The 26720-nt window shown below is 37.4% G+C and carries 28 protein-coding genes and 2 pseudogenes; 24 read left to right on the forward strand and 6 right to left on the reverse strand.

The genetic code is table 11. From position 1 onward, the window contains the following. Positions 1–66: 66 nt before the first annotated feature. Positions 67–267 carry a hypothetical protein gene (locus BTHG_RS02260; protein WP_010281800.1) on the reverse strand — a complete coding sequence of 67 codons (201 nt, stop codon included), beginning with the start codon at positions 265–267 and terminating at the stop codon, positions 67–69. A 178-nt stretch (positions 268–445) separates the two neighbouring features. Between BTHG_RS02260 and BTHG_RS02265 the strand changes: the two genes are divergently transcribed. From BTHG_RS02265 to BTHG_RS02275, 3 genes are all read left to right on the forward strand, one after another. Continuing rightward, a complete protein-coding gene (locus BTHG_RS02265; RefSeq protein WP_010281801.1) occupies positions 446–655 on the forward strand; it encodes a hypothetical protein in 210 nt (69 codons plus the stop codon). A 157-nt stretch (positions 656–812) separates the two neighbouring features. Next, positions 813–1106, forward strand: a complete 294-nt coding sequence (locus BTHG_RS02270) for a DUF6509 family protein (RefSeq protein WP_010281802.1) — start codon at positions 813–815, stop codon at positions 1104–1106. Between the two features lie 89 nt (positions 1107–1195). Then, entirely contained in the window at positions 1196–2131 is a 936-nt protein-coding gene (locus BTHG_RS02275; RefSeq protein ID WP_010281810.1) for a manganese-dependent inorganic pyrophosphatase, read from the forward strand. Positions 2132–2220: 89 nt separating this feature from the next. Here BTHG_RS02275 and BTHG_RS02280 read toward each other — a convergent pair whose 3' ends face one another. After that, on the reverse strand, positions 2221–2811 hold the full coding sequence (locus BTHG_RS02280) for a guanylate kinase (RefSeq protein ID WP_010281812.1): 591 nt from the start codon (positions 2809–2811) through the stop codon (positions 2221–2223). A 303-nt stretch (positions 2812–3114) separates the two neighbouring features. Here BTHG_RS02280 and BTHG_RS02285 point away from each other — a divergent pair, with 303 nt between their 5' ends. The 4 genes from BTHG_RS02285 to BTHG_RS02300 all read left to right on the forward strand — a co-directional run bounded on the left by BTHG_RS02285 (position 3115) and on the right by BTHG_RS02300 (position 6215). Further along, complete coding sequence (locus BTHG_RS02285; RefSeq protein ID WP_010281820.1) at positions 3115–4152, forward strand: fatty acid desaturase; 1038 nt, start codon at positions 3115–3117, stop codon at positions 4150–4152. A 63-nt stretch (positions 4153–4215) separates the two neighbouring features. Further along, entirely contained in the window at positions 4216–5349 is a 1134-nt protein-coding gene (locus BTHG_RS02290) for a sensor histidine kinase (RefSeq protein WP_010281823.1), read from the forward strand. Beyond that, positions 5346–5945: a response regulator transcription factor gene (locus BTHG_RS02295; RefSeq protein WP_010281830.1), complete on the forward strand. Its 600-nt coding sequence runs from the start codon at positions 5346–5348 to the stop codon at positions 5943–5945. The genes BTHG_RS02290 and BTHG_RS02295 overlap by 4 nt, the downstream gene beginning before the upstream one ends. Before the next feature lie 87 nt (positions 5946–6032). Further along, positions 6033–6215, forward strand: a complete 183-nt coding sequence (locus BTHG_RS02300; protein ID WP_010281832.1) for a twin-arginine translocase TatA/TatE family subunit — start codon at positions 6033–6035, stop codon at positions 6213–6215. Between the two features lie 170 nt (positions 6216–6385). Here the strand turns inward: BTHG_RS02300 and BTHG_RS02305 are convergent, their stop codons facing one another. Next, positions 6386–7306, reverse strand: coding sequence for a nuclease-related domain-containing protein (locus tag BTHG_RS02305; RefSeq protein WP_010281836.1), 921 nt, complete (start codon positions 7304–7306; stop codon positions 6386–6388). Between the two features lie 252 nt (positions 7307–7558). Here BTHG_RS02305 and BTHG_RS02310 point away from each other — a divergent pair, with 252 nt between their 5' ends. The 10 genes and pseudogenes from BTHG_RS02310 to BTHG_RS02355 all read left to right on the forward strand — a co-directional run bounded on the left by BTHG_RS02310 (position 7559) and on the right by BTHG_RS02355 (position 18636). Further along, positions 7559–8398 (forward strand): aldo/keto reductase, encoded by an 840-nt coding sequence (locus BTHG_RS02310; protein ID WP_010281840.1) that lies wholly within the window; start codon positions 7559–7561, stop codon positions 8396–8398. 153 nt (positions 8399–8551) lie between these two features. Further along, the gene (locus BTHG_RS02315; RefSeq protein ID WP_010281844.1) at positions 8552–9001 is read left to right on the forward strand and encodes a MaoC family dehydratase N-terminal domain-containing protein; all 450 of its coding nucleotides are present in this window, start codon (positions 8552–8554) and stop codon (positions 8999–9001) included. Beyond that, a complete protein-coding gene (locus tag BTHG_RS02320) occupies positions 8998–9402 on the forward strand; it encodes a MaoC/PaaZ C-terminal domain-containing protein (protein ID WP_010281847.1) in 405 nt (134 codons plus the stop codon). Before BTHG_RS02315 ends, BTHG_RS02320 begins: the two co-directional genes overlap by 4 nt. A 173-nt stretch (positions 9403–9575) precedes the next feature. Next, a complete protein-coding gene (gene hutP / locus BTHG_RS02325) occupies positions 9576–10013 on the forward strand; it encodes a hut operon transcriptional regulator HutP (protein WP_010281850.1) in 438 nt (145 codons plus the stop codon). Between the two features lie 139 nt (positions 10014–10152). Continuing rightward, on the forward strand, positions 10153–11634 hold the full coding sequence (gene hutH, locus BTHG_RS02330; RefSeq protein ID WP_010281854.1) for a histidine ammonia-lyase: 1482 nt from the start codon (positions 10153–10155) through the stop codon (positions 11632–11634). A gap of 55 nt (positions 11635–11689) precedes the next feature. Then, positions 11690–13345: a urocanate hydratase gene (gene hutU, locus BTHG_RS02335; protein ID WP_010281858.1), complete on the forward strand. Its 1656-nt coding sequence runs from the start codon at positions 11690–11692 to the stop codon at positions 13343–13345. Positions 13346–13377: 32 nt separating this feature from the next. Continuing rightward, positions 13378–14633: pseudogene (gene hutI / locus BTHG_RS24095) on the forward strand (imidazolonepropionase). Then, on the forward strand, positions 14626–15567 hold the full coding sequence (gene hutG, locus BTHG_RS02345) for a formimidoylglutamase (protein WP_010281867.1): 942 nt from the start codon (positions 14626–14628) through the stop codon (positions 15565–15567). The pseudogene hutI and the gene hutG overlap by 8 nt, the downstream one beginning before the upstream one ends. Positions 15568–15643: 76 nt before the next feature. Next, positions 15644–16429 carry a nucleotidyltransferase domain-containing protein gene (locus BTHG_RS02350; RefSeq protein ID WP_010281871.1) on the forward strand — a complete coding sequence of 262 codons (786 nt, stop codon included), beginning with the start codon at positions 15644–15646 and terminating at the stop codon, positions 16427–16429. 98 nt (positions 16430–16527) lie between these two features. Next, a complete protein-coding gene (locus BTHG_RS02355) occupies positions 16528–18636 on the forward strand; it encodes a heavy metal translocating P-type ATPase (RefSeq protein ID WP_083849032.1) in 2109 nt (702 codons plus the stop codon). Positions 18637–18659: 23 nt separating this feature from the next. On the opposite strand, the gene BTHG_RS26990 is transcribed toward BTHG_RS02355, so the two are convergent. Together BTHG_RS26990 and BTHG_RS27595 are read right to left on the reverse strand one after the other, a co-directional pair. Beyond that, on the reverse strand, positions 18660–18815 hold the full coding sequence (locus tag BTHG_RS26990) for a hypothetical protein (RefSeq protein WP_010281879.1): 156 nt from the start codon (positions 18813–18815) through the stop codon (positions 18660–18662). 139 nt (positions 18816–18954) lie between these two features. Further along, positions 18955–19083 carry a hypothetical protein gene (locus tag BTHG_RS27595; RefSeq protein WP_269719480.1) on the reverse strand — a complete coding sequence of 43 codons (129 nt, stop codon included), beginning with the start codon at positions 19081–19083 and terminating at the stop codon, positions 18955–18957. 185 nt (positions 19084–19268) lie between these two features. On the opposite strand from BTHG_RS27595, the gene BTHG_RS02370 reads away from it, so the two are divergent. The 6 genes from BTHG_RS02370 to BTHG_RS02395 all read left to right on the forward strand — a co-directional run bounded on the left by BTHG_RS02370 (position 19269) and on the right by BTHG_RS02395 (position 25488). Continuing rightward, complete coding sequence (locus BTHG_RS02370) at positions 19269–20384, forward strand: NAD(P)/FAD-dependent oxidoreductase (RefSeq protein WP_010281882.1); 1116 nt, start codon at positions 19269–19271, stop codon at positions 20382–20384. Positions 20385–20558: 174 nt separating this feature from the next. Next, a complete protein-coding gene (locus BTHG_RS02375; protein WP_010281886.1) occupies positions 20559–21470 on the forward strand; it encodes a hypothetical protein in 912 nt (303 codons plus the stop codon). 12 nt (positions 21471–21482) lie between these two features. Next, positions 21483–22139 carry a DUF4129 domain-containing protein gene (locus tag BTHG_RS02380; protein WP_010281888.1) on the forward strand — a complete coding sequence of 219 codons (657 nt, stop codon included), beginning with the start codon at positions 21483–21485 and terminating at the stop codon, positions 22137–22139. Beyond that, positions 22126–23253, forward strand: a complete 1128-nt coding sequence (locus BTHG_RS02385) for a DUF4350 domain-containing protein (protein WP_010281891.1) — start codon at positions 22126–22128, stop codon at positions 23251–23253. Before BTHG_RS02380 ends, BTHG_RS02385 begins: the two co-directional genes overlap by 14 nt. Further along, positions 23250–24179: an AAA family ATPase gene (locus BTHG_RS02390; RefSeq protein ID WP_010281895.1), complete on the forward strand. Its 930-nt coding sequence runs from the start codon at positions 23250–23252 to the stop codon at positions 24177–24179. Before BTHG_RS02385 ends, BTHG_RS02390 begins: the two co-directional genes overlap by 4 nt. Continuing rightward, positions 24130–25488: a DUF58 domain-containing protein gene (locus BTHG_RS02395; protein WP_010281898.1), complete on the forward strand. Its 1359-nt coding sequence runs from the start codon at positions 24130–24132 to the stop codon at positions 25486–25488. Before BTHG_RS02390 ends, BTHG_RS02395 begins: the two co-directional genes overlap by 50 nt. On the opposite strand, the gene BTHG_RS02400 is transcribed toward BTHG_RS02395, so the two are convergent. After that, positions 25466–26446 (reverse strand): stage II sporulation protein M, encoded by a 981-nt coding sequence (locus BTHG_RS02400; RefSeq protein WP_026021662.1) that lies wholly within the window; start codon positions 26444–26446, stop codon positions 25466–25468. The genes BTHG_RS02395 and BTHG_RS02400 overlap by 23 nt on opposite strands. A gap of 188 nt (positions 26447–26634) precedes the next feature. Between BTHG_RS02400 and BTHG_RS27770 the strand changes: the two are divergent. Then, positions 26635–26706: pseudogene (locus tag BTHG_RS27770) on the forward strand (hypothetical protein); the annotation flags it as partial. Between the last annotated feature and the right edge of the window lie 14 nt (positions 26707–26720).

The raw sequence follows: 26720 nt of genomic DNA on the forward strand, positions 1-26720 counted from the left end.
AGATTTTATTGTCTATTACATGTCAATAAATAAAAAACGGCCGCTTAATTACGAAGCGGTCGTTTTTTATGCGGTGGATTGATTTTCGACAAGTTTTTGTTTTTCTCTTTCGATATCTATCGCAGATACAATATACGCAAAGCCATTTAAAACCAAAATGACGACATTCGATTGTACTCGTTCCGTTTCCCCTAAATGCGTATTCATCAAGATAATGCCAGAGTAAAGTACCACAAAAATTAATGCTATTTTATTCATTACTGCCATTCAACGACAACTCCTTTGCTTGCGGGATTATTATTATTCTATTTAGGAATCGTTTGTCCTATGAGCTTAAATCCAATTAACCATGTAAAAATAGATGGATGTACTACGGATACGCGTCCAATCAAGTTAGTTTCATTCCCATACTTTATTGTATAAGCTTGAAGGGAGTGAAACCGATATGAGTGAAAATAAAAGACGTCATGTGATTAATGCAGACAGAGTCATTATCAATGCAGATGAGGTTATTATTATCGAAACAAATGACAAAAGAAGACATAATCGACGTGATTTTGATGATGTAGGTGGTGTTGAAGACCGTAGACGCCATCGTGATGATGAAGTAATGGGTGAACAGGAAAATGAACGTAAAAGAATGTTTCCATGGTAATCTATAAAAATCACATGGGTGTTCCAAAATTTTGGGACACTCATTTTAATGTGATGGTGAAAATTTAGCTCCATAATCGGAAATTTTTTCACGAATCAGGAAAGAATGTGTATAATAGTTACGGACTTTATTCAATTTGAAGGGTGGAAATATAAGAATGAATATTACCGGATATTCGGTTGAAAGATTAAAGGATCCAACAGGCATATTAGAGGGAGAGCGCTATGAGTTCTTTTTGGAAATCGAGGTTCCTGAGGATGATGAACTATATTCTGAAAATGGAATTGAACTAAAAGTAATTTTTGCAATCGATAGTAGGGGAGAGAGAATCGCCCAATATTATTTTTATGAAAAAGGCACTGAAAAAGTGCTTGATTTCGAGCTAGAGGAAGAAGAAGAAATCACGGTTAATGAATTTTGTAAAACACATTTAGACGAACAAAATGAATAAAAATGTCCAAAATTCTTTATCGTTCAGGAATCTTTGTGTAAAATGAGAGAGTATATCATACATATTAAGCAATAAGGAGTAATGCATAAATGGAAAAAGTACTTGTTTTCGGTCATAAAAATCCAGATACGGATACAATTTGTTCAGCGATTGCTTATGCTGAGTTAAAAAGGAAGCTAGGCTTAGAAGCTGAGCCGGTACGCTTAGGTGAAGTAAACAGTGAAACCCAATATGCATTGGATTATTTCAAAGCTGAAGCACCTCGATTAGTTGAAAATGTAGCAAATGAAGTTGAATCTGTCATTTTAGTTGACCACAATGAACGTCAACAAAGTGCAGATGGACTTGAAAAAGTAAAAATCAAAGAGGTAATCGATCACCATCGTGTAGCAAATTTTGAAACAAGTGATCCATTATATTTCCGTGTAGAGCCTGTTGGTTGTACAGCAACTATTCTTAACAAACTTTACAAAGAAAATAATGTTGAAATCACAAAAGAAATTGCTGGTTTAATGCTTTCAGCAATTATCTCTGATTCACTACTATTTAAATCTCCAACTTGCACTGAGGAAGATATTCAAGCTGCTCGTGAGTTAGCAGAGATTGCAGGAGTCGATGCAGATGCATATGGCCTTGAAATGTTAAAAGCTGGTGCAAATGTAAGTGACAAGACTGCGGAACAATTAGTTTCTTTAGATTCTAAAGAATTCTCAATGAATGGCAGCAAAGTCCAAATCGCTCAAGTAAACGTTGTGGACCCACAGGACGTATTAGCAAGACAGAGTGAGCTTGAAAATGTGATGAATCAACAAATCAGTGAAAATGGACTTGATTTATTCTTACTTGTCATTACAGATATTTTAAACAACGATTCTGTAGGACTAGCAGTCGGTGCAAAAACAGAAGCCGTAGAAAAAGCATTTAATGTAACCCTAGAAAACAAAACAGCCGATTTAAAAGGTGTTGTTTCTCGTAAGAAACAAGTTGTTCCAGTACTTACTGAAAGTTTTAATAGCCTATCATAATAATAAGCCCTAAAAGAGATAAGAAACCTCTTTTAGGGCTTTATTGCATCAATTGCTCTAGTTTTATTGCGCTTACTCGAGATCTTCCTTTAATAATCGTCAGCAATTAATTGTCTATCTAAATATGTTTCAATCATCTCACTAATCTGATATGAGACCTGAGGTAGGTCATAATTTTCATATACATGTTCACAAGACGCTTTATAGGCCATTGTAGCATCATAATGGTTCATATGACGTTCGATATCCTCTGGACTATCACCACGTTCAATCTGACGTTCATAGACAGTATCTCTATCAGCGTAGACAAAGATTCGAATCGCATTCTCTCCATACATTTGCTTCAAAACTTCCGCACCTTCTGGATTTAGTGTTAAATAAACAACCTTATTTTTCTTGAAAATATTTACTATGTCAATTTCACGTATTCCATAGAAATGTCCATCAATCTCGACACTTTCTAGAAATTCATTTTGCTGCATCATTTGGTGAAAGGTTTCTTTACTAACAAAGTGGTAGTCTTCTCCGTTGTTTTCGAAAGGGCGGGGGCTTCGAGTTGTGAATGAGGGTACCGTCTGCATATCAAATGCTGTTGCAACCATTTTTCCTAACGTTTTTCTACCAGAACCATCTGGTCCTGTATAAATAAATATCCTCTCTTTGTCCTTCAATTTGTACATAGGTTTCCTCCCTCTTTTTTTAAAAATTTTATTTGAATATTGGTTGAAATATTCTGTTTTTTAAGTATAGCATAAAATCGGTGTATTTAGCCCATTTATTATGTTAATTTTTTGTGTATTTTAAATTTTCAATATAGGGTATGACATTTATCATATATTTCACATGACACCTATGTCTAGTGCAAATCTTTTTTCTCCGATAATATTGATAATGTAAACGACTGTTGGCGAAAGTCAGCAAAAGTCACCTTATTAATTTTAAAAATCCAAATATGAAAAAAGATTGAAGAAAGGAACGATTACATGAACAAATTAGATCAGCGAAGCTTACGTAAACAAGTGGCGCCGTTTGAAAAATCAAACTTTAAAGCGAGTCTGTTTCAGCTTTTAAATACTGTCATTCCTTATCTTGGCTTATGGGTTCTTGCCTATTATTCATTAAACATTTCTTATCTATTGACATTTGCAATTGGTGTGGTTGCAGCAGGCTTTCTAGTTCGAATTTTTATCATTTTCCATGACTGTTGTCATCACTCATTCTTTAAAAATCGCACAGCAAATAAAATAATTGGAACCATTTCCGGGATTTTAACACTATTTCCATACAGTAAATGGGGACATGATCATTCCGTACACCATGCTACAAGCTCAAATCTCGATAAACGTGGTACGGGTGATATTTGGGTAATGACTGTAGAGGAATACTTGGAAGCTTCAGCTTTGCAACGTCTTTGCTACAGAATTTATCGAAATCCATTTGTGATGTTTATTTTAGGACCAATTTATGTATTTTTAATTGAAAATCGATTCAATAGAAAAAAAGCAAGAAAAAAAGAACGTCTTAACACATATATAACAAATCTAGGAATCGTGGTCCTTTTCGCTATTATTATTTGGGCAATCGGTTGGCAGTCGTTTTTAATCGTACAGGGAACGATTTTTATGATTTCTGGAATTGCTGGAGTTTGGTTATTTTATGTTCAGCATACTTTTGAAGATTCTTATTTTGAGGAAGATGAAAACTGGGAATATGTAAAGGCTGCAGTTGAAGGAAGTTCATTTTACAAGTTACCAAAGCCTTTACAGTGGTTAACAGGAAACATTGGCTATCACCATGTACATCACTTAAGCCCACGTGTTCCGAATTACAAACTTGAAGAAGTACACAATCAAACAGCTCCACTTCAACATGTACCAACCATTACACTTAAAACAAGCTTAAAATCACTTAAATTCCGCCTGTGGGATGAAGAAGAGAAAGTGTTTGTCGGCTACGGAAAAATAAAAGAAATGGTTGCTGATCAAAAGAATGTAAAAAAGATACCCAGCTTAGAAAAATAAGCTGGGTTTTTCTCTATATATGATATGATACAAATTAAACAGAAATAAAATGAGGTAGGTTGGATGAAAAAATATTCACTTTTTCAAAAATGGTCGGGGGTTTCGCCGTATATTTGGGCAGTTATTAGTATTTTACCGTTTTATTTTATTTTCCAATCATCATCGACCCCTGAAATTGTTGCTGGTCTTATCTTAACAGTCATTTTTTTCGTTTCGCTACGATTTGCTTTTATCTCGAGAAAATGGCCAGTTTATTTATGGACTTCAATTTTAATTGGGATTTCATTAACAATGTCCATTTTGTTTGCGTTTATTTATTTTGCTTTCTATATAGCCTATTACAATGGACACATAAGGAACCGAGTAGCTTTTTTAACTTTATACATTATCCATTTAGTTGCTATTACATTCTCTATTAATTACAATCTCGTATTACAAGATGAGATGTTCTTAACCCAATTACCATTCGTTATTATCATTTGGATCAGTGTCATCCTCTTGCCATTTAACATTTATAATAAAAAGAAACAAGAGAAGCTTGAGGAACAACTTGAGGATGCAAATAAACGAATTGCAGAGCTAGTCAAACAAGAAGAACGCCAACGAATTGCAAGGGACCTTCATGATACACTTGGCCAGAGGCTTTCAATGATTGGTTTAAAAAGTGATTTAGCGAGGAAATTGGTACATAAAGATCCAGAGAAAGCACGTCATGAATTAAAGGATGTGCAACAAACGGCAAGAACCGCATTGAATGAAGTTCGTCAAATGGTATCACAAATGCGTGGTATTCGCATAAAGGAAGAAATTGTCCGAGTTCATGAAATATTAAATGCCGCTGGTATTGAATTTGAATATATACAGGATGATTCATTAAAGGATGTTTCACTTTTCCACGAAAATATTATCAGCATGCTAATAAAAGAAGGGGTTAATAATGTTGTTAAGCATAGTAAAGCAACTCGTTGTATCATTGAAATTTCAAAATTTGAGGAAGAAATTCATTTAATCATTAAGGACAATGGGATTGGCACCAATCCTGATAAAGATGTGGTTGATGGTCATGGATTACAGGGAATGAGAGAACGTTTAGAATTTGTAAATGGAAGTCTAAAAATTGTAACGAAGGACGGTACAACTTTACTTATTAAAATACCAAATGTACGTAAACAGGTTGAAGTGGAGGGACTTTTATGATTCGAATTGTGATAGCAGAAGATCAAAGAATGGTCCTAGGGGCGCTAGGTTCACTCTTAAACTTAGAGGACGATATGGAAGTAGTTGGGATGGCAAGTAATGGAAAAGAAGCCGTTTCGCTTGTCAAAGAGCTACAACCAGAAATTTGCATAATGGATATAGAAATGCCACTAAAAACGGGTCTTGAAGCAGCAGAAGAATTAAAAGAAACAGACTGCAAGGTAATTATTTTGACGACGTTTGCTCGAACTGGTTATTTTCAACGCGCCTTAAAGGCAGGAGTGAAGGGATACCTGCTTAAAGATAGTCCAAGTGATGAATTAGCGGATTCAATTCGAAGTGTCATGAGTGGTAAACGCGTGTATGCACCTGAATTAATGGATGATTTATATGCAGATGAAAACCCGTTAACCGAGCGGGAACGGGAAGTACTTGAACTTGTCGCAGATGGAAAAAACACAAAAGAAATAGCGGATGAATTACGAATTAAAACAGGTACAGTCCGAAACTATATTTCAACCATTTTAGATAAACTTGAAGTGAAAAATCGAATCGAGGCAATCACTCAATCCAAAGAAAAAGGTTGGTTTAAATAAGGTCAGACCTGAAAATTTCAATTGAAAAATGATGAATGGAGGAATAAAATAAGGTTGCAATACATTTCGTTTTAAGGTGGAATGATCATGGGAAACCTTGGTTTCGGTGAGTTATTATTAATTATCTTTTTTGCATTACTCGTATTCGGACCTAAAAAGCTTCCTGAGCTTGGAAAAGCAGCTGGAACAACACTTCGTGAATTCAAAAAAGCAACAAAAGGCATCCTTGATGACGACGACGTTGAAACAAAAGCAAATAATGATAAGTAATGGGAGAGGTTTTGTACCTCTCTTTTTTTATTTGTATACGGAAAACGGGGTAATCGATATATCACTTAGATGAAAAACGATAAATGATACGCCGAAAACGGTGTAATCGGTATATCACTGAACTGCTAAACGATAAATGGGATACCGAAAACTAAATTCTATAATGAGCATTATTCATCTTTTTTTACAAAATGTGATGTTCTACCTGTAGTTACTAGCTTGTATTCTTTTAACAAATATTTTCTGATTGTCAACCTAGAACTAATAACCCCACACCACTCAGTAACCTGACTCGTTGTATTCTTCCTTTCCGGAAAAAGTAAACGAAACTCTTTCACACTTCGTAGAACCGCTGATTCCTTATGCTCTAAGTCACCACAATTAAGACAAACGAGATAATTTTGACTGGCGACAACCATAAACGAACACCCCCGCATACAAACAATCCCTTTTTCTAGCTCTTCGTAATTGTATACAGGTAATCGCTTATATGGAGTGTCCTTAATATGTAATGAAACCAATTTTTCTGCTAATTGTAAATGTCCCCCAGGCAAGCTACCAGCAGCCAATGTATCTAATTTTTTAAATAACCTTCCGAGTTGCGCATGAAATACAAATGGAGCTTTTACCGGTGCTTCATAAAGATAAAATTCAGGGTTTATAAATTCAAGCTTGGATTCAACTGATAGAGTAAATCTCAACTCTTCTAATAGCTGTCGAAACAATGATTCGCATCGGGAAAATTGTATTAGCGGGTTTTTGATTTCTTTTCCAGATGGTAGGTGCCAGCGATTACCGTCGATAACAATATCACCTTCAAAGTTTTTTACTTCAAAGATGATGATTTCTTTGGAGGTAATTAGTAAGGAATCAATTTGTAATTGGGTGTTATTCACTTCAAAGAGGAGATTGTTTAAAATAAGGCATTCATTTGTGAGGGTTAGAAACAATTGGTCAAACTGTTTTTCACCGAGCCAACCTTTTTCAAGGTACTTGTAATTATTTTCATCTTTTTCCCCAATTCTCTTGCGGACTTGAATAGTACGAAATAATTCCAATTCAGTATTTTCACCACGAGATTTGTAAATCAATCAACCACATCCTTTCAGCAACATTCTACAAAAACAATCTATACTTTCACAATATTTTTTTGTAGTCCAGCCAATTATCAAAATTATCACTGTGGAAAACTTATTTGAGTGTGTCCTAATCCTAATATTGAACTTTTTGTAGATTTCTAGATAAGAGAAATTTTTCTACTTTTCCGTTTCGTCAGATTTGAAAAATGCTCTGTCGTATGAGAAACTAGTAATGGTAACACTTACATTGTTAGGAGGATACATATGGTAAAAAGTCTTCAGGATACAACAACATTACATAATGGAGTAAAAATGCCTTGGTTTGGACTTGGCGTATTTAAAGTAAAAGAGGGCCAAGAAGTCATTGATTCAGTAAAATGGGCAATCAAACATGGGTATAAGAGTATCGACACAGCTGCTGTCTATCAAAATGAAGAAGGTGTAGGACAAGCAATTCGCGAATCTGGTATTAACCGTGAAGAATTGTTCGTTACATCCAAAGTGTGGAACAGTGACCAAGGTTACGAATCTACACTTCAAGCTTTCGAAACAAGCCTCCAAAAACTAGGTCTGGACTACTTAGATCTATATCTAATTCACTGGCCTGGAAAAGATAAATATATTGAAACATGGCACGCACTTGAAAAGCTATACAAGGAAGGTCGCGTACGTGCAATTGGCGTAAGTAACTTCCATATTCACCACCTTGAAAATCTCTTGAAAAATTCTGAGATAAAACCAATGGTGAACCAAGTTGAATACCATCCACACCTTACACAAACAGAGTTACACGAATTCTGTAAAAAGGAAGGCATTCAATTAGAATCATGGTCTCCACTTAAGCGCGGAGAATTACTTAACGATTCAACACTCGTTGAGATTAGCCAAAAATACAACAAATCAGTTGCACAGGTAATTTTACGCTGGGATCTACAAAACGGCGTTGTAACGATTCCAAAGTCAATTAAAGAAAACCGCATCAAAGAAAATGCGGATGTTTTTGATTTTGAGCTTTCACAAGAAGATATGGAAAAAATCAACTCACTTAATAAAAATGATCGAATTGGTTCAGATCCAGATGAAATGACCGCTGGATTTGAATGATTGATTGGCTAAGCCACACGGATGCTTTCGTGTGGCTTTTATTAATTTCTCTTGTGTTGACAGAAAGTTCGAAATAAAATAAAACTATACATAGCTAGTGTTTGAGAATTCTTTATGTGGCGGACGGCTCAATAGAGTAGAGGAGTGGGTGTAGTGTATAAAGATTTTATCGGTAAACAATCAGCGAAAATAAAAAATATCATCGAATGGGGTGCGGTCAAAAAATTTGCAGAAGCAATCGGTGACGCTCATCCAATTTTCATAGACGAAGAGTTTGGGAAGAATTCCATTTATAAAACAAATATTGCACCACCAACATTTCCTAGAGTTTTAGAGTTTGGTGAAATTCAAGGACTTGTTTTACCTGAAAAAGGACTTATTCATGGTGAGCAGGTTTTTAAGTATAAAAGACCTTTACTCGTTGGGGAAGAAATTTATTGCTATTCCAAAGTCGAAAATTGTGTTGAGAAAAAAGGGGCAACTGGATCAATGTGCTTTCTGACAATTAGTGAAAACGGAGAAGATGTAAATGGTGAGCTGATATTTACTTCTAAGTTGGTCGTTATCATTACCGAAGCAGTTAGAAGGGGGATTATGTCATGAGTTCATTAACGAATATCAAAATAGGTTCTTCACTTGAAACTGTCCAACTTCCACCTGTTTCAAGAATGGACTTAATTAAATATTCTGGTGCCTCCGGTGATTACAACCCCATCCATACGATTGATGTTGAAGCACATAAGGCTGGTTTACCTGGAGTCATTGCACATGGAATGTGGACAATGGGAAACCTCGCAAAACTATTTACGCCTTTTTACCAGGAAGGCTTTATTAAAACCTATTCGATTCGGTTTCGGAATATGGTGTTCTTAGAAGACGTTATCACACTCAAAGCAACATTAAAAAGAATAGAAGAGAACGATCTAGTCTTTGATGTAGCAGCCGTAAACCAGCATGATAAAAATGTAATCAAAGGCAATGTCATTTTTCAAAAATACGAGTAAACCCATTTTCGAATGGGCTTTTTTATTTTACAAATTCACTTTACTTAGGTAGATTACTACTATACTAATATACTAAAATTTTCCAAATCCATTGACAATTGGATTGGCTCAGGCTTACAATACTAATAAGTTAATAGATAATAGGAAAATTCAGAAATTAGAGGTTCTTAGTTATGAGTCAAAAAATAACAATTGGAAAAATTGCTGTACTGCTTGCAACATTAACGGAAGAAGAAATGATTACTTTTTCATCAAGCTTGACGAATGTTAAATACTGTCAAGGAAAAGTCGGCTCGATGAACATGCAAAAGGTGATTGCAGCAGTTGAGACAGCTGCAAAACGACATGGCCTAATTCATGAGTCACAATACCGTGAAACCCATGCTCTTTACCACGCGATTATTGAAGGAATCGAGGGTGTGACACGAGGGCAAACCGCGATTGGTGAAATTAGTCGGACTGTCGGTCTTCGCTTTGCAATCGTTCGAGGGACTCCCTATACAAACGAAGAAGAAGGCGAATGGATTGCCGTTGCTTTTTACGGGACAATTGGGGCACCTATCAAAGGCCTTGAACACGAAACAATTGGTCTCGGAATTAATCATATTTAATATTTGTGACATTGCCTATAGTCCTTTAGTCAATAGGAGGCGATGATGGTATCTCTATGCCATTGTCGCCTCTTTTCGTTTTTCCACGACTCATTTCTAGAAAAAGAATCTGAAACATAATTATTTAGGGGGATGATGTATGGTTGAGTTAACTGGTCATTCGTTAACTTTGGAACAAGTAAAACGGATTTGCTATGACAATGAACTAGTCACAATTAGCAAAGAATCACTTCAAAAAGTCGAGAAAAGTCGTAGAGCTGTTGAAAAGATTGTAGCAGATAAAAGAACAATTTACGGAATTAATACAGGTTTTGGTAAATTTAGTGACGTAATCATTGCAGATGACGATGTGAACGATTTACAACTAAATTTAATTCGCTCTCATGCCTGTGGAGTTGGCGAACCATTCCCTGAAGTAGTTTCGCGAGCAATGGTCTTGCTAAGGTTGAATGCATTATTAAAAGGTTTTTCAGGAATTCGACCGCTAGTTGCTGAAAAACTTGTCGCTCTGTTAAATATGAACATTCATCCAGTTATCCCTCAACAGGGTTCACTTGGTGCCTCTGGTGACTTGGCTCCTCTATCTCACCTTGCACTTGTTCTACTTGGAGAGGGAAAGGTTCATTACAGGGGAGAAATTCTTCCTACAAACGTTGTTTTTGAAAAAGAGGGCATTACCCCGGTTATTTTACAAGCAAAAGAGGGGCTTGCGTTAATCAACGGTACCCAAGCAATGACAGCGATGGGCGTGATTAATTGGTTAGAAGCCTCACAGCTTGCCCTACAAAGTGAAATGATTGCCGCCTTAACACTTGAAGGACTTGAAGGAATCATAGATGCTTTCCATCCTGCTATACATGAGGCACGAGGGTACCAACAACAAATAGATGTGGCAACAAGAATTCGCTCACTTTTAACCGATAGCCAACTGATTACAAAGCAAGGTGAAAAGAGAGTACAAGATGCCTATTCGTTACGTTGCATACCACAGGTTCATGGCGCTTCTTGGCAAGCATTAGACTATGTTAAAGAAAAACTCGAAATTGAAATAAATGCAGCAACTGATAATCCGTTAATCTTTGAAGATGGAAATTTAGTCATTTCAGGCGGGAATTTCCATGGTCAGCCAATCGCAATTGCAATGGATTTTATGAAAATCGCGGTTGCTGAGTTTGCAAGCATTTCTGAGCGTCGTATTGAAAGACTTGTGAATCCTCAACTAAATGATTTGCCACCGTTTTTAAGTGCTCAACCAGGTTTACAATCTGGGGCAATGATTATGCAATATGTGGCTGCATCGCTCGTATCTGAAAATAAAACACTAGCACACCCAGCAAGTGTCGATTCGATTCCATCATCGGCAAATCAAGAGGACCATGTCAGTATGGGAACGATTGGCTCCCGTCATGCCTACCAGATTATTCAAAATGTGCGGCGAGTATTAGCAATAGAATGCATTTGTGCCCTCCAAGCCGTCGAATATCGTGGTGTTCAAAAAATGGCTTCTGCAACATATGCATTTTATCAGGAAGCCCGAAAAATTGTCCCATCGATAACAGAGGACCGTATTTTTGCAGAAGATATTGAGAAAATGACTGAATGGCTTAAAAAAATAACCTAGTATGGACAGCCAATCTTGAATTAATCGAAAAATAATTAGAAAAGGGGAATGAACCATGTCAATTCAAAATCGTATCGTTCATGTAAAAAAAGGGCTGGAGCTTGAATGTAAAGGCTGGGAGCAGGAAGCAGCATTACGAATGTTATACAACAATTTAGATCCTGATGTCGCTGAAAAACCGGAAGAACTGGTAGTTTACGGTGGAATCGGAAAAGCAGCGAGAAATTGGGAAGCTTTTGACGCAATCGTAACTACCCTTCGTCGGTTAGAAAATGATGAAACAATGTTAATTCAATCTGGAAAACCTGTTGCAGTCTTTAAAACTCACAAAGCAGCTCCACGTGTATTGCTATCGAATTCGGTACTTGTTCCAAAATGGGCGAACTGGGAACATTTTCACGAACTAGATAAAAAGGGGCTAATAATGTACGGACAAATGACAGCAGGAAGCTGGATTTACATTGGCTCCCAAGGAATCCTACAAGGAACCTATGAAACTTTCGCAGAAGTAGCACGCCAACATTTTGGTGGCTCATTAAAAGGAACGATTACGCTTACAGCTGGATTAGGAGGAATGGGGGGTGCACAGCCACTTGCCGTTACTATGAACGGTGGCGTTTGTATTGCAGTTGATGTTGATAAAACTCGTATACAAAAACGGATTGATACAAAATATTGCGATAGAATGACAGATTCAATTGATGAAGCGATTAAATGGGCATTAGAAGCAAAACACAACGGTGATGCTTTATCAATTGGTTTAATCGGTAACGCAGCTGAAGTGCATCATGAAATACTAAACAGAAATATACAGATTGAAGTAATGACTGACCAAACTTCCGCTCATGACCCGTTAAATGGCTATGTACCAGAAAGTTATTCTGTTGAAGAAGCTAATACTCTGCGTGCGGACGACCCGAAAAAATATGTTGAATTGTCATCTGCATCAATGGCTAATCACGTAATTGCAATGCTTGAATTTGAACGTAGAGGAACGGTGACCTTTGATTATGGAAACAATATTCGCCAAGTTGCGAAAGATAATGGGGTAGAAAATGCGTTTGATTTTCCAGGATTTGTTCCAGCATACATCCGGCCATTATTCTGTGAAGGTAAAGGACCATTCCGCTGGGCAGCACTTTCCGGAGATCCTGATGACATTTATCGAACAGATGCACTAATTAAAGAATTGTTTCCTCAAAATGAAGCATTGCTTCGTTGGATTGATATGGCTCAAGAGAAAGTCGAGTTCCAAGGACTCCCTGCTCGAATTTGTTGGTTAGGCTATGGGGAAAGGGTGAAAATGGGGCTCGCCATTAATGAATTGGTTCGAAAGGGAGAACTTAAGGCTCCAATTGTAATTGGTCGAGACCACCTTGATTGTGGCTCTGTAGCTTCACCAAACCGAGAAACGGAAAGCATGAAAGATGGCAGTGATGCAGTGGGAGACTGGGCTATTTTGAATGCATTAATCAATGTAGCTGCAGGTGGCTCTTGGATTTCTGTCCATCATGGTGGTGGAGTGGGTATGGGCTATTCACTTCATGCAGGTATGGTTGTTGTTGCTGACGGTACGGATTTAGCTGAAGAACGCCTTCGTCGTGTCCTTACGACTGACCCTGGCATGGGAATTGTCCGCCATGCTGATGCTGGTTATGTGAAAGCAATCGATGTAGCGAAGGAAAAAGGGGTAGATATCCCAATGCTATAAAGCTATTAATCTAAAACGAAAGGAGTGTTACTATGCAATTCGATTTACTCGTTCATAATATAGGTCAATTAATTTTACCAAAGGCAAATTCAAGACCCCTTAAAGGCGAAGAAATGAAGCAGCTTACGATAAAAGAAAATGCAGCATTTGCAATAAAAGATGAAAAAATAGCCTGGATTGGTACAAACGATGAAGCCAGCCATTTCCAAACATTAGAAAAGCTTAATGCACAGCAAAAGGTAGTATCACCAGGACTGGTGGATCCGCACACACATTTAGTGTTCGGAGGTTCTCGTGAAAAAGAACTTGCCTTAAAGCAAGCCGGTATCCCCTATCTTGAAATTTTGGCGAAAGGTGGGGGCATTCTTTCAACGGTGGAAGCTACAAGAAAAGCTACCGAAGAAGAACTATATCAAAAAGCTTCCTTCCATCTAAATCGAATCATTTCATATGGTGTAACCATGATGGAAGCAAAAAGTGGATATGGCTTAGATTCTGACACGGAATTAAAACAGCTTAAAGTTGTTAAGAAACTAAAAGAAAGTTTTCCAATTTCAATTGTTTCTACTTTCCTTGGACCACATGCCATTCCTCCATCCTATAAAGGGAAAGAGGATGAATTTCTGGAGGATATGGTCCGGTTACTTGATAGAATAAAAAAGAAAACCTTGCAGAGTTTGCTGATATTTTTTGTGAAACAGGTGTCTTTACCACGCAACAATCAAAGTACTTTTTACAAAAGGCAAAGGAAAAAGGGTTTGGCTTAAAAATTCACGCGGATGAAATTGACTCATTAGGAGGAACCGAATTAGCCGTAGAACTCGGTGCAACAAGTGCTGATCATTTAGTCGCTGCCTCGGATGAAGCAATCAAGATGCTAGCTGAAGGAGAAACAGTTGCGGTTTTATTGCCAGGAACAACATTCTACCTTGGCAAGGATTCTTATGCACGAGCCCGAAAAATGATTGATGAAGGGGTTGCTGTTGCACTTGCAACGGATTTTAACCCGGGTAGTTGTGTAACTGAAAACTTACAGCTTATTATGTCCCTTGCAGCTTTAAAGTTAAAAATGACCCCGGAAGAAATTTGGAATGCAGTTACAGTAAACGCAGCATATGCAATTGGTAAATGCAAAGAAGCAGGTACCATCACAATCGGTCAAAACGCTAATTTTGTATTATGGGATATTCCAAATTACATGTACCTTCCATATCATTTTGGCGTAAACCATACAAATAGTGTCTTTATTAATGGAACAAAAGTGTGGGGGAGAGACGACAATGTCTGATTTTCAATACCTTACACCTGGAAAACCAGCAATTTTTAAAGATAAATATGTTACAAAAGTGACTGAATGTATGAAACCATATAAAAAAGGTGCAAAGGCTGACATTGGAATCATTGGACTGCCAGCATCGAAATCATCAATTTCACCATCCCTTGCAGCTGAAGCTCCTAAAACGATTCGAAACGCACTGAACGCGTATTCCACGTATTCAGGAGAAAGAAAACATGATTACAAGGATACGACCATACTAGATTTTGGAGATGTGCACACCCATCCGACAAAACTCGAAGAAACCACTGAACGTTTATATATCAGTGTAAAAGAGATGCTTCAAACGAATGCATGCAGAAGATATATCATGCTAGGGGGCGACCATGGTGTAAGCTTTCCTTCAATTCGAGCCTTTCAAGAATATTTTGGTCGAGTCGGTGTGATTCAATGGGATGCCCATCATGATGTTCGTAATGTAGAAGATGGTGGAAGAACGAACGGTACACCTTTTCGAAGTCTACTTGAGGGTGGATTTTTAAAAGGGGAAGATCTCACTCAAATCGGAATTCGTGATTATGCAAATGCCCTTGAATATCATGAATATGTAAAAAGCAAGGACGTCTCAGTATATACCATGGATGATGTAGACCATAACGGAATTGTTCCTATTATGGAAAAAGAAATAAAGCGACTTTCACAACAGGTTGATTTTATTTACCTTTCTGTAGACATGGATGTTGTTGATCAAGCCTTTGCACCAGGTTGCCCAGCAATTGGGCCAGGTGGTTTAACATCTAGGGAGCTTCTTTCAAGTCTTTCGGTAGCCGCATCTCATTCAAAAGTAAAAGCAATGGATATTGTTGAAATCGATCCATCTAAAGATGTGCGTGATATCACCAGTAGGCTCGCAGCACATGTATTGATGTGTTTTATGTATACGTAAATAGAGAATACTATTTAGTAAAAGGAGATGACTAGTATGCATCTCCTTTTCTCATGCAAGGAAAGGGGTTGTCACAATGAACGAGCATATTCTAGAAATTCTTTGGCAAATAGAAAAGGAATACGACGTTAAAATACTTTATGCTTGTGAGGCAGGAAGCCGAACCTGGGGAATTTCTTCCGAAGACAGTGATTATGATGTTCGGTTTATTTACATACAGAAAATTGATTGGTATCTTTCGATAGATCAAAAGCGAGATGTGCTTGAAATTCCAAAACATGATAAATTATCTATCACTGTAAACCCTTTAGTTGATATGAGTGGCTGGGAACTGACAAAGGCACTTCGATTATATCGAAAATCAAATCCTGCTCTTTTAGAATGGCTACATTCACCTATTATCTATTGCCAAGCATTTTCTTTCCTTGAAAAAATGCAACAATTAGAGCCCACCATTTTCTCACCCATTCCATGCATGTATCATTATGTAAGTATGGCAAAGGGAAATTTCAAAATCATTCAAGAAAGTGGACCACAAGTAAAAACGTATGTGAATGTGATTCGACCATTACTAATGGCAAAATCCATTGAAATACAGAATAAAATGATTCACCTTGATTTGAACGAACTCGTTAGTGAGGTTATATCAAACAAGGAGCTAGAATTAATCATTAAGCAACTAATTAAATTTAAGTCTTCTGGCCAAAAGGTCATTGAAAAAATAGCCGTTTTAGACAAATTTATTGAAAAAGAAATTGAACATCTTGAACGATATGTATCTAAGCAAGAATCTAACATCTCAAATTCTACACCCTTGTTAGATCAACTTTTTAGAGAAACATTATCCGATGTATGGAAATGAAATAGGGCTGCCTAAATCTAAGCCATTCCCTAGTACGTCATAAAAACAAAAGTGTATAATGATTTATAAGAGAAAACATTTTCACGGGGGGTGAAGATATGTCAGAGCAAGCTACAAAGACTTACCGAGTTCAAGGCTTTTCCTGAGCAGGTTGTGCGAAAACGTTCGAAACGAATGTGAAACACCTGGATGGTGTTATAGATGCAAATGTAAACTTTGGTGCTTCTAAACTAACAGTTACAGGAAATACAACAATTGAAGAACTTGAAAAAGCAGGTGCCTTTGAAAATCTTAAACTTCGAGATGAACATGAAAAAGCAGCACCACAAATACCATTTTGGAAGCAAAAACAAAATAGTAAAGTCTATATTTCTGCTGTTTTGCTTTTTTTGAGCTGGCTTATAGCTAAGCAATATGGAGAAGAACATATCTCTTCAATATTCGGCTATGCTGCAGCCATAATCATTGGTGGTTATACACTATTTCAAAAAGGAGTAAAAAACCTATTTCACTTCAATTTTGATATGAATACCCTCATGACAGTAGCGATTATTGGAGCAGCCATTATCGGAGAATGGGGTGAAGGGGCAACTGTTGTGATTTTATTTGCAATAAGTGAAGCCTTGGAACGCTATTCAATGGACAAAGCTCGAAAATCAATTGAATCGTTGATGGATATTGCACCAAACGAAGCGTTGATACGACGTGGATCCCAAGAATTGATGATTGATGTTGAGGATATTCAAATTGGAGATATCATGATTGTGAAGCCTGGGAAGAAAGTTGCAATGGACGGTATCGTGATTAAAGGACACTCTTCGATAAATCAAGCTTCGATTACTGGTGAAAGTGTTCCTGTTAGCAAATCAATTGATGATGAGGTTTTTGCTGGAACTTTGAATGAAGAGGGACTGCTTGAAGTAAAAGTAACAAAACGGGTCCAAGATACGACAATCGCCAAAATCATTCATTTAGTCGAAGAAGCGCAGGCTGAACGTGCTCCTTCACAGGCTTTTGTAGATAAATTCGCTAAATACTACACACCTGCAATCATTGTCTTAGCCATTTTAATTGGGATCGTTCCACCCCTGTTCTTTGGTGCAGAATGGAATGTGTGGATTTATCAAGGCCTAGCAGCTTTAGTTGTAGGGTGTCCATGCGCATTAGTCGTTTCAACTCCAGTCGCAGTGGTAACTGCAATTGGTAATGCAGCTCGACACGGTGTACTGATAAAGGGAGGTATATACCTCGAAGAAGCAGGCGCACTCAAAGTGATTGCTTTTGATAAAACGGGTACGTTAACTAAAGGCATTCCCGTTGTCACTGACATCATTTCATACGATGAAAATGAACAAGAGTGGCTGACGTTTACTGCAGCTATTGAAAAAGGATCACAACACCCACTTGCTACAGCTATCCTAAAGAAAGCTGAGGGCCTACCATACCAAGACGTGGTAATTGAAGACTTTCAATCTATCACTGGAAAAGGTCTAAAGGCACTTATAAAAAATGAAGTTTATTTCGTTGGAAGTCCTACCTTTTTTGAAGAAGTAAACAAAGGACTCGTAACTAAGCAACAAGAAAAAATTGCTGAACTACAAAGCCAGGCTAAGACAGTTATGATAGTAGGGACCGAGGAGAAAATCCTTTTACTTATAGCAGTAGCTGATAAACCTAGAGAATCATCAAGTAAGATTATCCGCAAACTTCATGCTGTCGGCATTGAAAAAACAATCATGCTCACCGGTGATAATCAGCGAACAGCCAATGCCATTGGAAAAGAAGTTGGTGTCACCGAAATAAAAGCTGATTTATTACCTGAAGACAAATTAAATGCAATAAAAGAACTTCGAATAACCCATGGAAATGTTGCGATGGTAGGAGATGGGGTAAATGATGCTCCTGCACTAGCAGCTGCGACGATCGGTGTTGCGATGGGAGGTGCTGGAACAGATACAGCACTTGAAACCGCTGATGTCGCCTTAATGTCTGATGATCTAACGAAATTGCCTTATACGATTAAATTAAGTCGAAAAGCATTATGGATCATTAAACAAAACATCATTTTTTCTTTAGGAATTAAGGCATTGGCCTTATTATTGGTTGTTCCTGGCTGGCTCACACTTTGGATAGCAATTTTTGCTGACATGGGTGCAACCTTACTTGTCACACTTAACAGCTTGCGTTTACTTAAAGTAAAGGAATAGGGGTAACTTTGTTATCCCTTTTTCTATGCGATTTTCTCATCTGAATCATCTTCATTGTTTTTAAAGTGAGTATTCCTAACATCCCAATAATAGACCCTTGGAAGTCCCCAATGTAGCCAATATTCATGAACTAAGGTTGCCCCGACAAATAATACCATTTGAATGTCTAGTTGTTTCACAATAATCGCCTCCTTTAGATAGTATACGGGCCCGTGCAGTTGTCCAATAACTAAAGTGATAAAAGAAAAAACCCGTTCCAGAAATAATGCCTCAGAACAGGTCAAATATGTACCGGTACGAATATTTGTTATTTAAAAGTTATTTATTTTTTCGATTTTCTCGAGCAGCTTTTTTGCGAGCTTTTTTACTCATACCTTGCTCCGCGCCAAACTCCGTGTCCATACTATTTGCACCTGTTTGCGATTGATTATTTTTATTTTTAGCCATTTGTCATTCCTCCTTTCATTATTTTTATTCGCTGTTTTAAACAAATTTTTATTTCCTATATTTTACAGCGTTATCTATATACTGGATGATTAACTGAAAAATATACAATTTTCGACAAAAAGATGTTTCTAATCTGCTTTTTTAGTAAAATAAAGCACATACAGGTTAGAAGGAGATTTAAAATTATGACTAATTATCTTGTTATTGGAGCTGGGATTCTTGGCGCGTCTACCGCCTATCATCTGGCAAAATCAGGTGCTCAAGTAACAATTATTGACCGACGAGATCAAGGTCAAGCAACTGATGCTGCTGCAGGGATTGTCTGTCCATGGCTTTCTCAGCGCCGAAATAAAGCGTGGTACAATTTAGCAAAAGCTGGTGCAAAATACTATGCGACATTAATAAGTGAGCTTGAAACACTAGGTGAGTCTGATACAGGGTATAAAAAGGTAGGAGCGATTAGTCTTCATACTGATGAAAAAAAGCTTGATAAAATGCAAGAGCGGGCCCACATTCGTCGCGAAGATGCACCAGAAATTGGAGAGATTACACGTTTACATTCTTTGGAGACAACAGAACTATTTCCGCCAATATCTGAAGAATTTTCGGCCGTACATATAAGCGGTGCAGCTAGAGTAAATGGTAGGGAACTTCGAAACGCTTTGATACGTGCTGCTGAACATTTTGGTGCAGATGTGAAAAAAGGGGAAGCATCTATCGTAAAAGAAGGGGACCAACTTACTGGGGCGATGGTTGACAATGAATTTTTTAAAGCTGATAAAGTAATTGTAACAGCCGGAGTTTGGGCAAATGAATTACTACATCCACTTGGTTTTGATTTTTTGGTAACTTCACAGAAAGCCCAGATTGTCCATTTGGGCTTGGAAGATACAACTACAGGTAATTGGCCAGTTGTGATGCCACCGAATGATCAGTATATTTTAGCTTTTGATGATGGACATGTCGTTGTTGGAGCCACCCATGAAAATGAAAAGGGGTTGGATTACAGGGTTACTGCAGGTGGACTTCATGAGATTTTCGATAAAGCTCTAAGTATTGCTCCCGGTTTATCGGAAGGAACGGTTTTAGAAACAAGAGTTGGCTTTCGACCGTTTACACCAGACTTTCTTCCGGTAATTGGTGCTATTCCTGGCTTTGATAACCTTTTCGTTGCAAATGGACTCGGTGCCTCTGGATTAACTGTTGGTCCATTTTTAGGTGGTGAATTAGCGAAACTAGCCATGGGTAAACCACTTGAAATCGACTTAAGTCATTATGATATTACAGGTGCTATTAAATGATATAGTCGCAAAGCCAAATATCTTAACAGCCTGATTCCAAAAGGGGTCAGGCCTTTGCATTTTCCTAGATTCAAATTAGTAATTATTTCTAAATTACTACAGAAAATTTTCCAGAATAATGTTAAAATAGGCGATATTAGTATTCATTTCAACACATAACGGGAGGCTGGCAGATTGAATAATAAATTTTCACAACCAAAGGGTTTTGGTGAAATACTTGATCTCACATTTAGTTTAAGTAAAAATCGATTTCGTGATTTTTTTACAATCTTACTTATTTTTATGGGACCCATTTACATACTCGAGGCACTAATTCTAGTGAGATCAGGAAGAAGTTTTATAAGACAGGTTGGGCCTGGTAACGATTGGTTTTCACAAGTACTTAGTAGCTTCGATGAAACACTCGTTGTTGAGAATACCAGTTTTGGATTGGCAATTGGAACTATGCTAATTGGTATTGCGGGGTTTGTTCTATTTCCTGTTGCTGAAGCTGCAATTCTAATTGCATTGAACCATATTCGCAAGAATGAAGAATTTATGATTGGTTCAGTAATTAAAAAGGCATTTACACGATTTTGGGCAATGCTAGGAAGCAATATTTTATTTAGTCTGATTGTATTTGGTTTCTTCTTTGTAGCGGTCCTACTATTAGTACCCATTGGAATCTCTGCAATAGCAATAGCACCTGTCGGGATATTAATAGCATTTGTGTTAGGACTAGGGATATTTGTCGCTCTCGGTTATTTATTGACGCGCTGGGGCTTTTATTTTGGTTCCGTAGTATTAGACTATGAATCTCCTGGATTTTCTCGAAGTTGGCATTTATCAAAGAAACGAGGTTGGGTCCTTTTTGGTCTATATATTGTTTTCTTTTTAATTATCAGTGCGATTAGCTTTGCAGTTGAGGCCACTTTCGGAATCTTTTTGGGTAATAGTGTTCTGTTAACGTTACTTGTTAATTTAACAACTATATTTACCACGTTATTGTTTGCAGTAGGATATGGTGTAATGTACCTTGATGCGAAGGCTCGACATGATGCAGAAGATTTGGATGAAATGATTGAGGAGTTCAATGAACCGAGATAGTGGTGATAGTCAATGGGTCAAATATATGATGCAAGAGACCGAATTGAAGAAATTTTAAATGAGAAAGAATATCGGATTTACTATGATGAATCAAGGAACGTGTTTCAGGAATGGTGGAATCAAATAAAAGATCGGCTGGCACATTTTTTAGAAAATTTATTCCCTTCAATTGAGTCGAGTAGTGGTGCCTCAGAGGTGGTGCTAATTCTGGTCATTCTTGCAGCAACTTTACTCTTAGGATTTGCAATATTTTTACTAGTGCGGAATAAAACAAGAAGGACGAAGTTTGGTAAAAATAAACCTCTTCATTCAGCTGAGGAATTAAGCTGGACCTATCAAAAGCATATACGAGAAGCGGTAATGCATGAAGAAAATGAACAGTATTCACCTGCAACGAGACATTTGTTTTTAGCACTCCTCCTATTTTTCCATGAGAAAGAATGGCTTGAGGCAAAACGATGGAAAACAAATTGGGAGTATTACGATGAATTACGTAGAGTGAATCAATCTTGGGCAGATGAATTTTACGATTTAGCAATAGTGTTTGATGAGATTGCATATGGAGAATATGAAATTGATAGTGAAGAATACACCAAGTTTCGAAAAAAAGCTTTTGTCTGGCTAGATGACAAAGAGGGAGGAAAGGAGAAGAAAGATGCAAAACCGTAAAGTATGGGCCACTTTGATCGGCCTTATTGCTCTCCTACTCTTTCTAACATATTTTATTGAATCCTTTAACCCAAAAGCATATCCACATTATGTGTCTAACTCTCCTGCTCCAACCGGTGTTAAGGCAATTTATACATATTTAAATGAAGAGCATGATGTAAAAAGGTGGTCCCACTCACCACATCTTCTTTCCAAACACGATAGTAATCAAGTATTGATTATGGTGGAACCATATTTTACACCTGAAACAGAAGAAATGGCTGGGTATCTTGATTTTATGAAAGCTGGCAATAAGGTGATTTTGTTTAAAACAAATCCACGAGGGATGTTTGATATCAGGACCTTACCAGCAGACATTGATCCTTTTCTTGATGAAGCGATTACCATCAAGAATCGTGACGGAAAAGAATATGTTGCATTTTTACAAGCTACAAACAGAATCATACCAGGTAAAAAGGACAAAGTACTTCTTGAGGATGAGGAAGGTGTAATTGCAACAAGTCGAAAAATTGGGGATGGTGAACTCATTACAGCGATTTCACCAGAGTGGATGCTAAATGGCAATCTCTTAAACTATGAACATATTCCACTTGTAATATCATTAATTGGGGATACCGATACAACTACTTATTATTTTGATGAATATGTTCATGGACCGCAAAATGCTTCCAGTATTACATCACTATATCCAGCCTGGTTTTTAGTTCTCCTTTTACAAGGTGGAATAATCATACTGCTTTGGCTTTGGTACAAAGGAAAGCGATTTGGTCCAATATTTTCCCCCCGTGAAGAATATGTTCGATTTAGTGATGAAGGTATACGTGCTTTGAGCGCATGGTATTTAAGAGGACATTACTACCATGAATCATTGAACATTCAAGCTGATTATGTGAAACAACTGATACAAGAAAAATGGGGGATACCTACTCATCGCAACTGGTCTGACATTTCAAGTAAGCATGTGCAGCGCTGGACCGGAAAAAACGAAAGCGAAATTCACAGGTTTTTACGAGACCTCTCGAAAAACTTAGAAAATGAAAAAATATCAAAATACGATTATTTGCAGTGGTCAAAGAACATAGATGAATTACGAAAAGAGGTGGAGAAAGGATGAGACCAGAACTTACATCCTTACTTGAAAAATATGAACAAAGAATTTTAGGTCAACATATAAATTTACGACTTTTACTTTCTGCTATACTAGCTGGTGGTCATGTCTTAATAGAAGGTGTACCTGGTACCGGCAAGACACAGATGGTACGAACACTCGCAACACTTCTTGGTGGAGAGTTCACAAGAATTCAATTTACGCCTGACCTGTTACCAAGTGATATTACTGGAAGTATGATTTACAACATGAAGGAGGGTACGTTTGAAACATTAAAAGGACCCGTTTTCACAAATATCCTATTAGCCGATGAAATAAATCGTACACCTGCGAAAACGCAGGCTTCATTGTTAGAAGCAATGGAGGAAAAACAGGTTACGATACAAGGTGAGACATACAAGCTACCAGACGTATTCTTTGTTGTCGCTACACAAAACCCAATTGAATTTGAGGGGACTTACCGTTTGCCAGAAGCTCAACAGGACCGTTTTTTATTCAAGTTGCAAATTGATTTCCCAGCTTTCGAGGAAGAAAAAAAAGTTGTAAAACAAATAATCGAACAAAGTTTCGGTGATCAAGATTCGTCAAGCATCCTCAATTTATCCACTTTTTTATCGATTCGAAAGGAAATTGAACAAGTCACTTTAGGTGATGGTGTTCTTGAATACATCATGCAAATCGTCCGAAAAACAAGGGAGTCTGAAACAATTCGATTTGGAGCAAGTACCAGGGCAGCTATCTCGATTGCAAAAGCAGCACAGGCTTGGGCTTACCTAACTAGCCGAGATTATGTAACTCCAGACGATGTAAAAATGGTCTCAAAGCCCGCACTAAGACATCGTATTCAGTTATCTCCGCATGCAGAATTGGAGGGAATCACCATTGACGAAATCATTGAAGAACTTGTGGGATCGGTTCCTGTTCCTAGATAGAGGTATTCTTCCTACAAAACGTCTGATGTCCGTATTTTTAATTCTTTCAATTGGATTTTTAGTATTGACTTCATTTGAACTTTCATGGGGGATTATCTTTGGTATCAATGGATTTGTTTTATTTGGAAGTTTCCTTGATTTATTCTTTTCTCCAAAAAAAAAGCAAATAACAGCGACACGTAAATTACAGAATGAATTGGAGAGAGGCCTTTCAACACCAATTAAAATTTTTATAACCAACAATTCTACATTTGACATGTTTTATCGATTAGTAGATGGAATTCCCGCTTCCTTTTCTAGAGACTTTCCAATTCAAGGGAAAATCTCTGGTGAAACAACTACTCGCATCACTTATGAAACTGAAGCAATGGAACGTGGTGATTATCAAATTAATAAATTATATTTCCGGTACAAAAGTATTCTAGGTTTATGGGAAAAACAAGTCACATTCACATTAGAAAACCAAGTAAAAGTTATACCAAATCTTTCAGAAACAAGACAGTATCTAGAAAACGCACAGAAATTTTTATTATATGAAGGCGTAAAAATTCGAAAGCAACAAAAAGACGTAGGAGAGTTTTCAAAAATTAGAAGTTATGTCGTCGGTGATGATCCTCGCACTATTAACTGGAGACAGACAGCAAAGCTCCATGAGGTCATGACGAATGAATACGAACCAGAGCACGGAAAATATATTACGATATTACTTGATTGTGGAAGAATGATGGGGGCAGAGTTGGATAAGGGGAATCGCCTTGAAAGAGCGATTGAATCCGCAATAACAGTAGCCACTGCAGCTCTCAAGCACGGGGATTTTGTATCTATGTTGGCTTTTTCAACTGATGTTAAGGTTTTTGTCCCAGCTGGAAAAGGGATGGCCCATCTTCAAATCATTTTACATGCGATTTATAATCTCAAAGTAGACGCAGTTGAATCAAACTATGGCGCTGTTTTATCTTATTTAGAAACAATGCAAACAAAACGAAGCCTCGTTTTACTGTTTAGTGATGTACATGCATTTGTAAGGGAAGAAAGTGCATTGATTTATTTACAAAAAGTAAGGCAACGGCATTACTTTCTAATGATTGGAATAGAGGATGCAACATTAAACAAGAGAATTAAAGAGAGGCCTACAAATGTCCAAACGGTGATGCTAAAAAGTATGGCACAAATGCAGATGCTCGAGAAAAAGCGTGGAAAACTAAAATGGGAAAAACAAGGCCTCATAATGGTAGAGGCCAAAGCCGAAAATATGGCAGCAACAGCCGTTTCCTATTATATTGATATTATGAATCGGAATTTGCTGTAGCCTTTTTTCTCGCTAGTAATAGTTTTCCAGTTACGATGTAAAGGATTAATCCAATTACAGTAATGAATGCAACTGCATATTTAGCTTCAAGTGAAATAGCAGCGGGTGTAATAAAACCTTCGATGATCCCGGCAATAACAAATAAAGGAAGCGTGCCTAAAAGGAGCTGTACTGAACGTTTCGCCTGATATTTTAACTGATAACCTCTTGTGTGATTTCCAGGCACAAGCAGTTTGTAGCCCATTAACAGTCCAGCTCCACCTGCAATGAAAATAGCGGTAAGCTCAATCATTCCATGCGGGACAATATAAGCCCAAAAATCATAGGTTTTCCCATAATGCCAAAATAGGCCGGCTAATGCACCAACGATAATCCCGTTGTAAATTAAAATATAAACGGTTAGAAGTCCAAAGGTAATTCCGCTTGCAAATGCAAGAATAGCGACTTGAATATTGTTTGTCATAATGGTTGCAGACATTAAGGATGAATCTACTTCACCATCTTGACTTCCTAAATAGTCAGGATCAACACCTTGCGCAATGTCAGTTGGCAAAATAGAAAACATATGTAGTGGGTCCTGTGCAACTGAAAAAAAGCTACCAACCCCACCTAGAGTAAACAAGACCATGGCAATAACCACGAATTTCCATTGTTCAAGTAATAGACCGATAAATTTTGTACGAAAGAAATACCTGATTTGCCTGAAACTTGAAACCTGGTCTTTGTATAGAAGGTTATGAGCCTTTGAGACAAGACCGTTTAAATAAGGGGTAATCTCTTCGTTTGGAAAATAGGTCTGACTATAGGAAAGATGTTGCGTGCATTTTTGATAAAGTCTATAAAACTCATTAATTTCATTACTAGTTCGCGATTTTCTACGCTTATGAATCTTGGAAATCATTTGCTCAAGCTGTTTCCACTCGTCTCGGTGCTGTTTTACAAACTGCTTCATGTTCACGGGCAACCACCTCTTTACTTTACAATAACCTTATTATAGTAATTTTAGAGAAAAATAGAAACCAGGAAAGGGGGATCTTTTTGAATCAAGAACAAACGAATATTAAAACACCGGAGTTTGTTTCCATCCAATTTCAGTTAGCTGGGGTAGGAAGCCGTGCAGCTGCCTTCTTACTAGATACATTAATTTTGACAACGGCGAGTTTTCTAATTTTACTAATCTTACTGGTTATTTTAAACGGCAGTCCTGATATATGGCTACTAGGAGAAACTTT

The organism is Bacillus timonensis (assembly GCF_000285535.1).
GTDB classification, from domain to species: Bacteria; Bacillota; Bacilli; order Bacillales; family Bacillaceae_L; genus Ferdinandcohnia; species Ferdinandcohnia timonensis.

Bases quoted from the DNA above. Each gene is read 5' to 3' on its own strand.
- BTHG_RS02260 (WP_010281800.1), bottom strand. From the start codon at position 267: ATGGCAGTAATGAATAAAATAGCATTAATTTTTGTGGTACTTTACTCT.
- BTHG_RS02265 (WP_010281801.1), top strand. From the start codon at position 446: ATGAGTGAAAATAAAAGACGTCATGTGATTAATGCAGACAGAGTCATT.
- BTHG_RS02270 (WP_010281802.1), top strand. From the start codon at position 813: ATGAATATTACCGGATATTCGGTTGAAAGATTAAAGGATCCAACAGGC.
- BTHG_RS02275 (WP_010281810.1), top strand. From the start codon at position 1,196: ATGGAAAAAGTACTTGTTTTCGGTCATAAAAATCCAGATACGGATACA.
- BTHG_RS02280 (WP_010281812.1), bottom strand. From the start codon at position 2,811: ATGTACAAATTGAAGGACAAAGAGAGGATATTTATTTATACAGGACCA.
- BTHG_RS02285 (WP_010281820.1), top strand. From the start codon at position 3,115: ATGAACAAATTAGATCAGCGAAGCTTACGTAAACAAGTGGCGCCGTTT.
- BTHG_RS02290 (WP_010281823.1), top strand. From the start codon at position 4,216: ATGAAAAAATATTCACTTTTTCAAAAATGGTCGGGGGTTTCGCCGTAT.
- BTHG_RS02295 (WP_010281830.1), top strand. From the start codon at position 5,346: ATGATTCGAATTGTGATAGCAGAAGATCAAAGAATGGTCCTAGGGGCG.
- BTHG_RS02300 (WP_010281832.1), top strand. From the start codon at position 6,033: ATGGGAAACCTTGGTTTCGGTGAGTTATTATTAATTATCTTTTTTGCA.
- BTHG_RS02310 (WP_010281840.1), top strand. From the start codon at position 7,559: ATGGTAAAAAGTCTTCAGGATACAACAACATTACATAATGGAGTAAAA.
- BTHG_RS02320 (WP_010281847.1), top strand. From the start codon at position 8,998: ATGAGTTCATTAACGAATATCAAAATAGGTTCTTCACTTGAAACTGTC.
- hutP (WP_010281850.1), top strand. From the start codon at position 9,576: ATGAGTCAAAAAATAACAATTGGAAAAATTGCTGTACTGCTTGCAACA.
- hutH (WP_010281854.1), top strand. From the start codon at position 10,153: ATGGTTGAGTTAACTGGTCATTCGTTAACTTTGGAACAAGTAAAACGG.
- hutU (WP_010281858.1), top strand. From the start codon at position 11,690: ATGTCAATTCAAAATCGTATCGTTCATGTAAAAAAAGGGCTGGAGCTT.
- hutG (WP_010281867.1), top strand. From the start codon at position 14,626: ATGTCTGATTTTCAATACCTTACACCTGGAAAACCAGCAATTTTTAAA.
- BTHG_RS02350 (WP_010281871.1), top strand. From the start codon at position 15,644: ATGAACGAGCATATTCTAGAAATTCTTTGGCAAATAGAAAAGGAATAC.
- BTHG_RS27595 (WP_269719480.1), bottom strand. From the start codon at position 19,083: ATGGCTAAAAATAAAAATAATCAATCGCAAACAGGTGCAAATAGTATG.
- BTHG_RS02370 (WP_010281882.1), top strand. From the start codon at position 19,269: ATGACTAATTATCTTGTTATTGGAGCTGGGATTCTTGGCGCGTCTACC.
- BTHG_RS02380 (WP_010281888.1), top strand. From the start codon at position 21,483: ATGGGTCAAATATATGATGCAAGAGACCGAATTGAAGAAATTTTAAAT.
- BTHG_RS02385 (WP_010281891.1), top strand. From the start codon at position 22,126: ATGCAAAACCGTAAAGTATGGGCCACTTTGATCGGCCTTATTGCTCTC.
- BTHG_RS02390 (WP_010281895.1), top strand. From the start codon at position 23,250: ATGAGACCAGAACTTACATCCTTACTTGAAAAATATGAACAAAGAATT.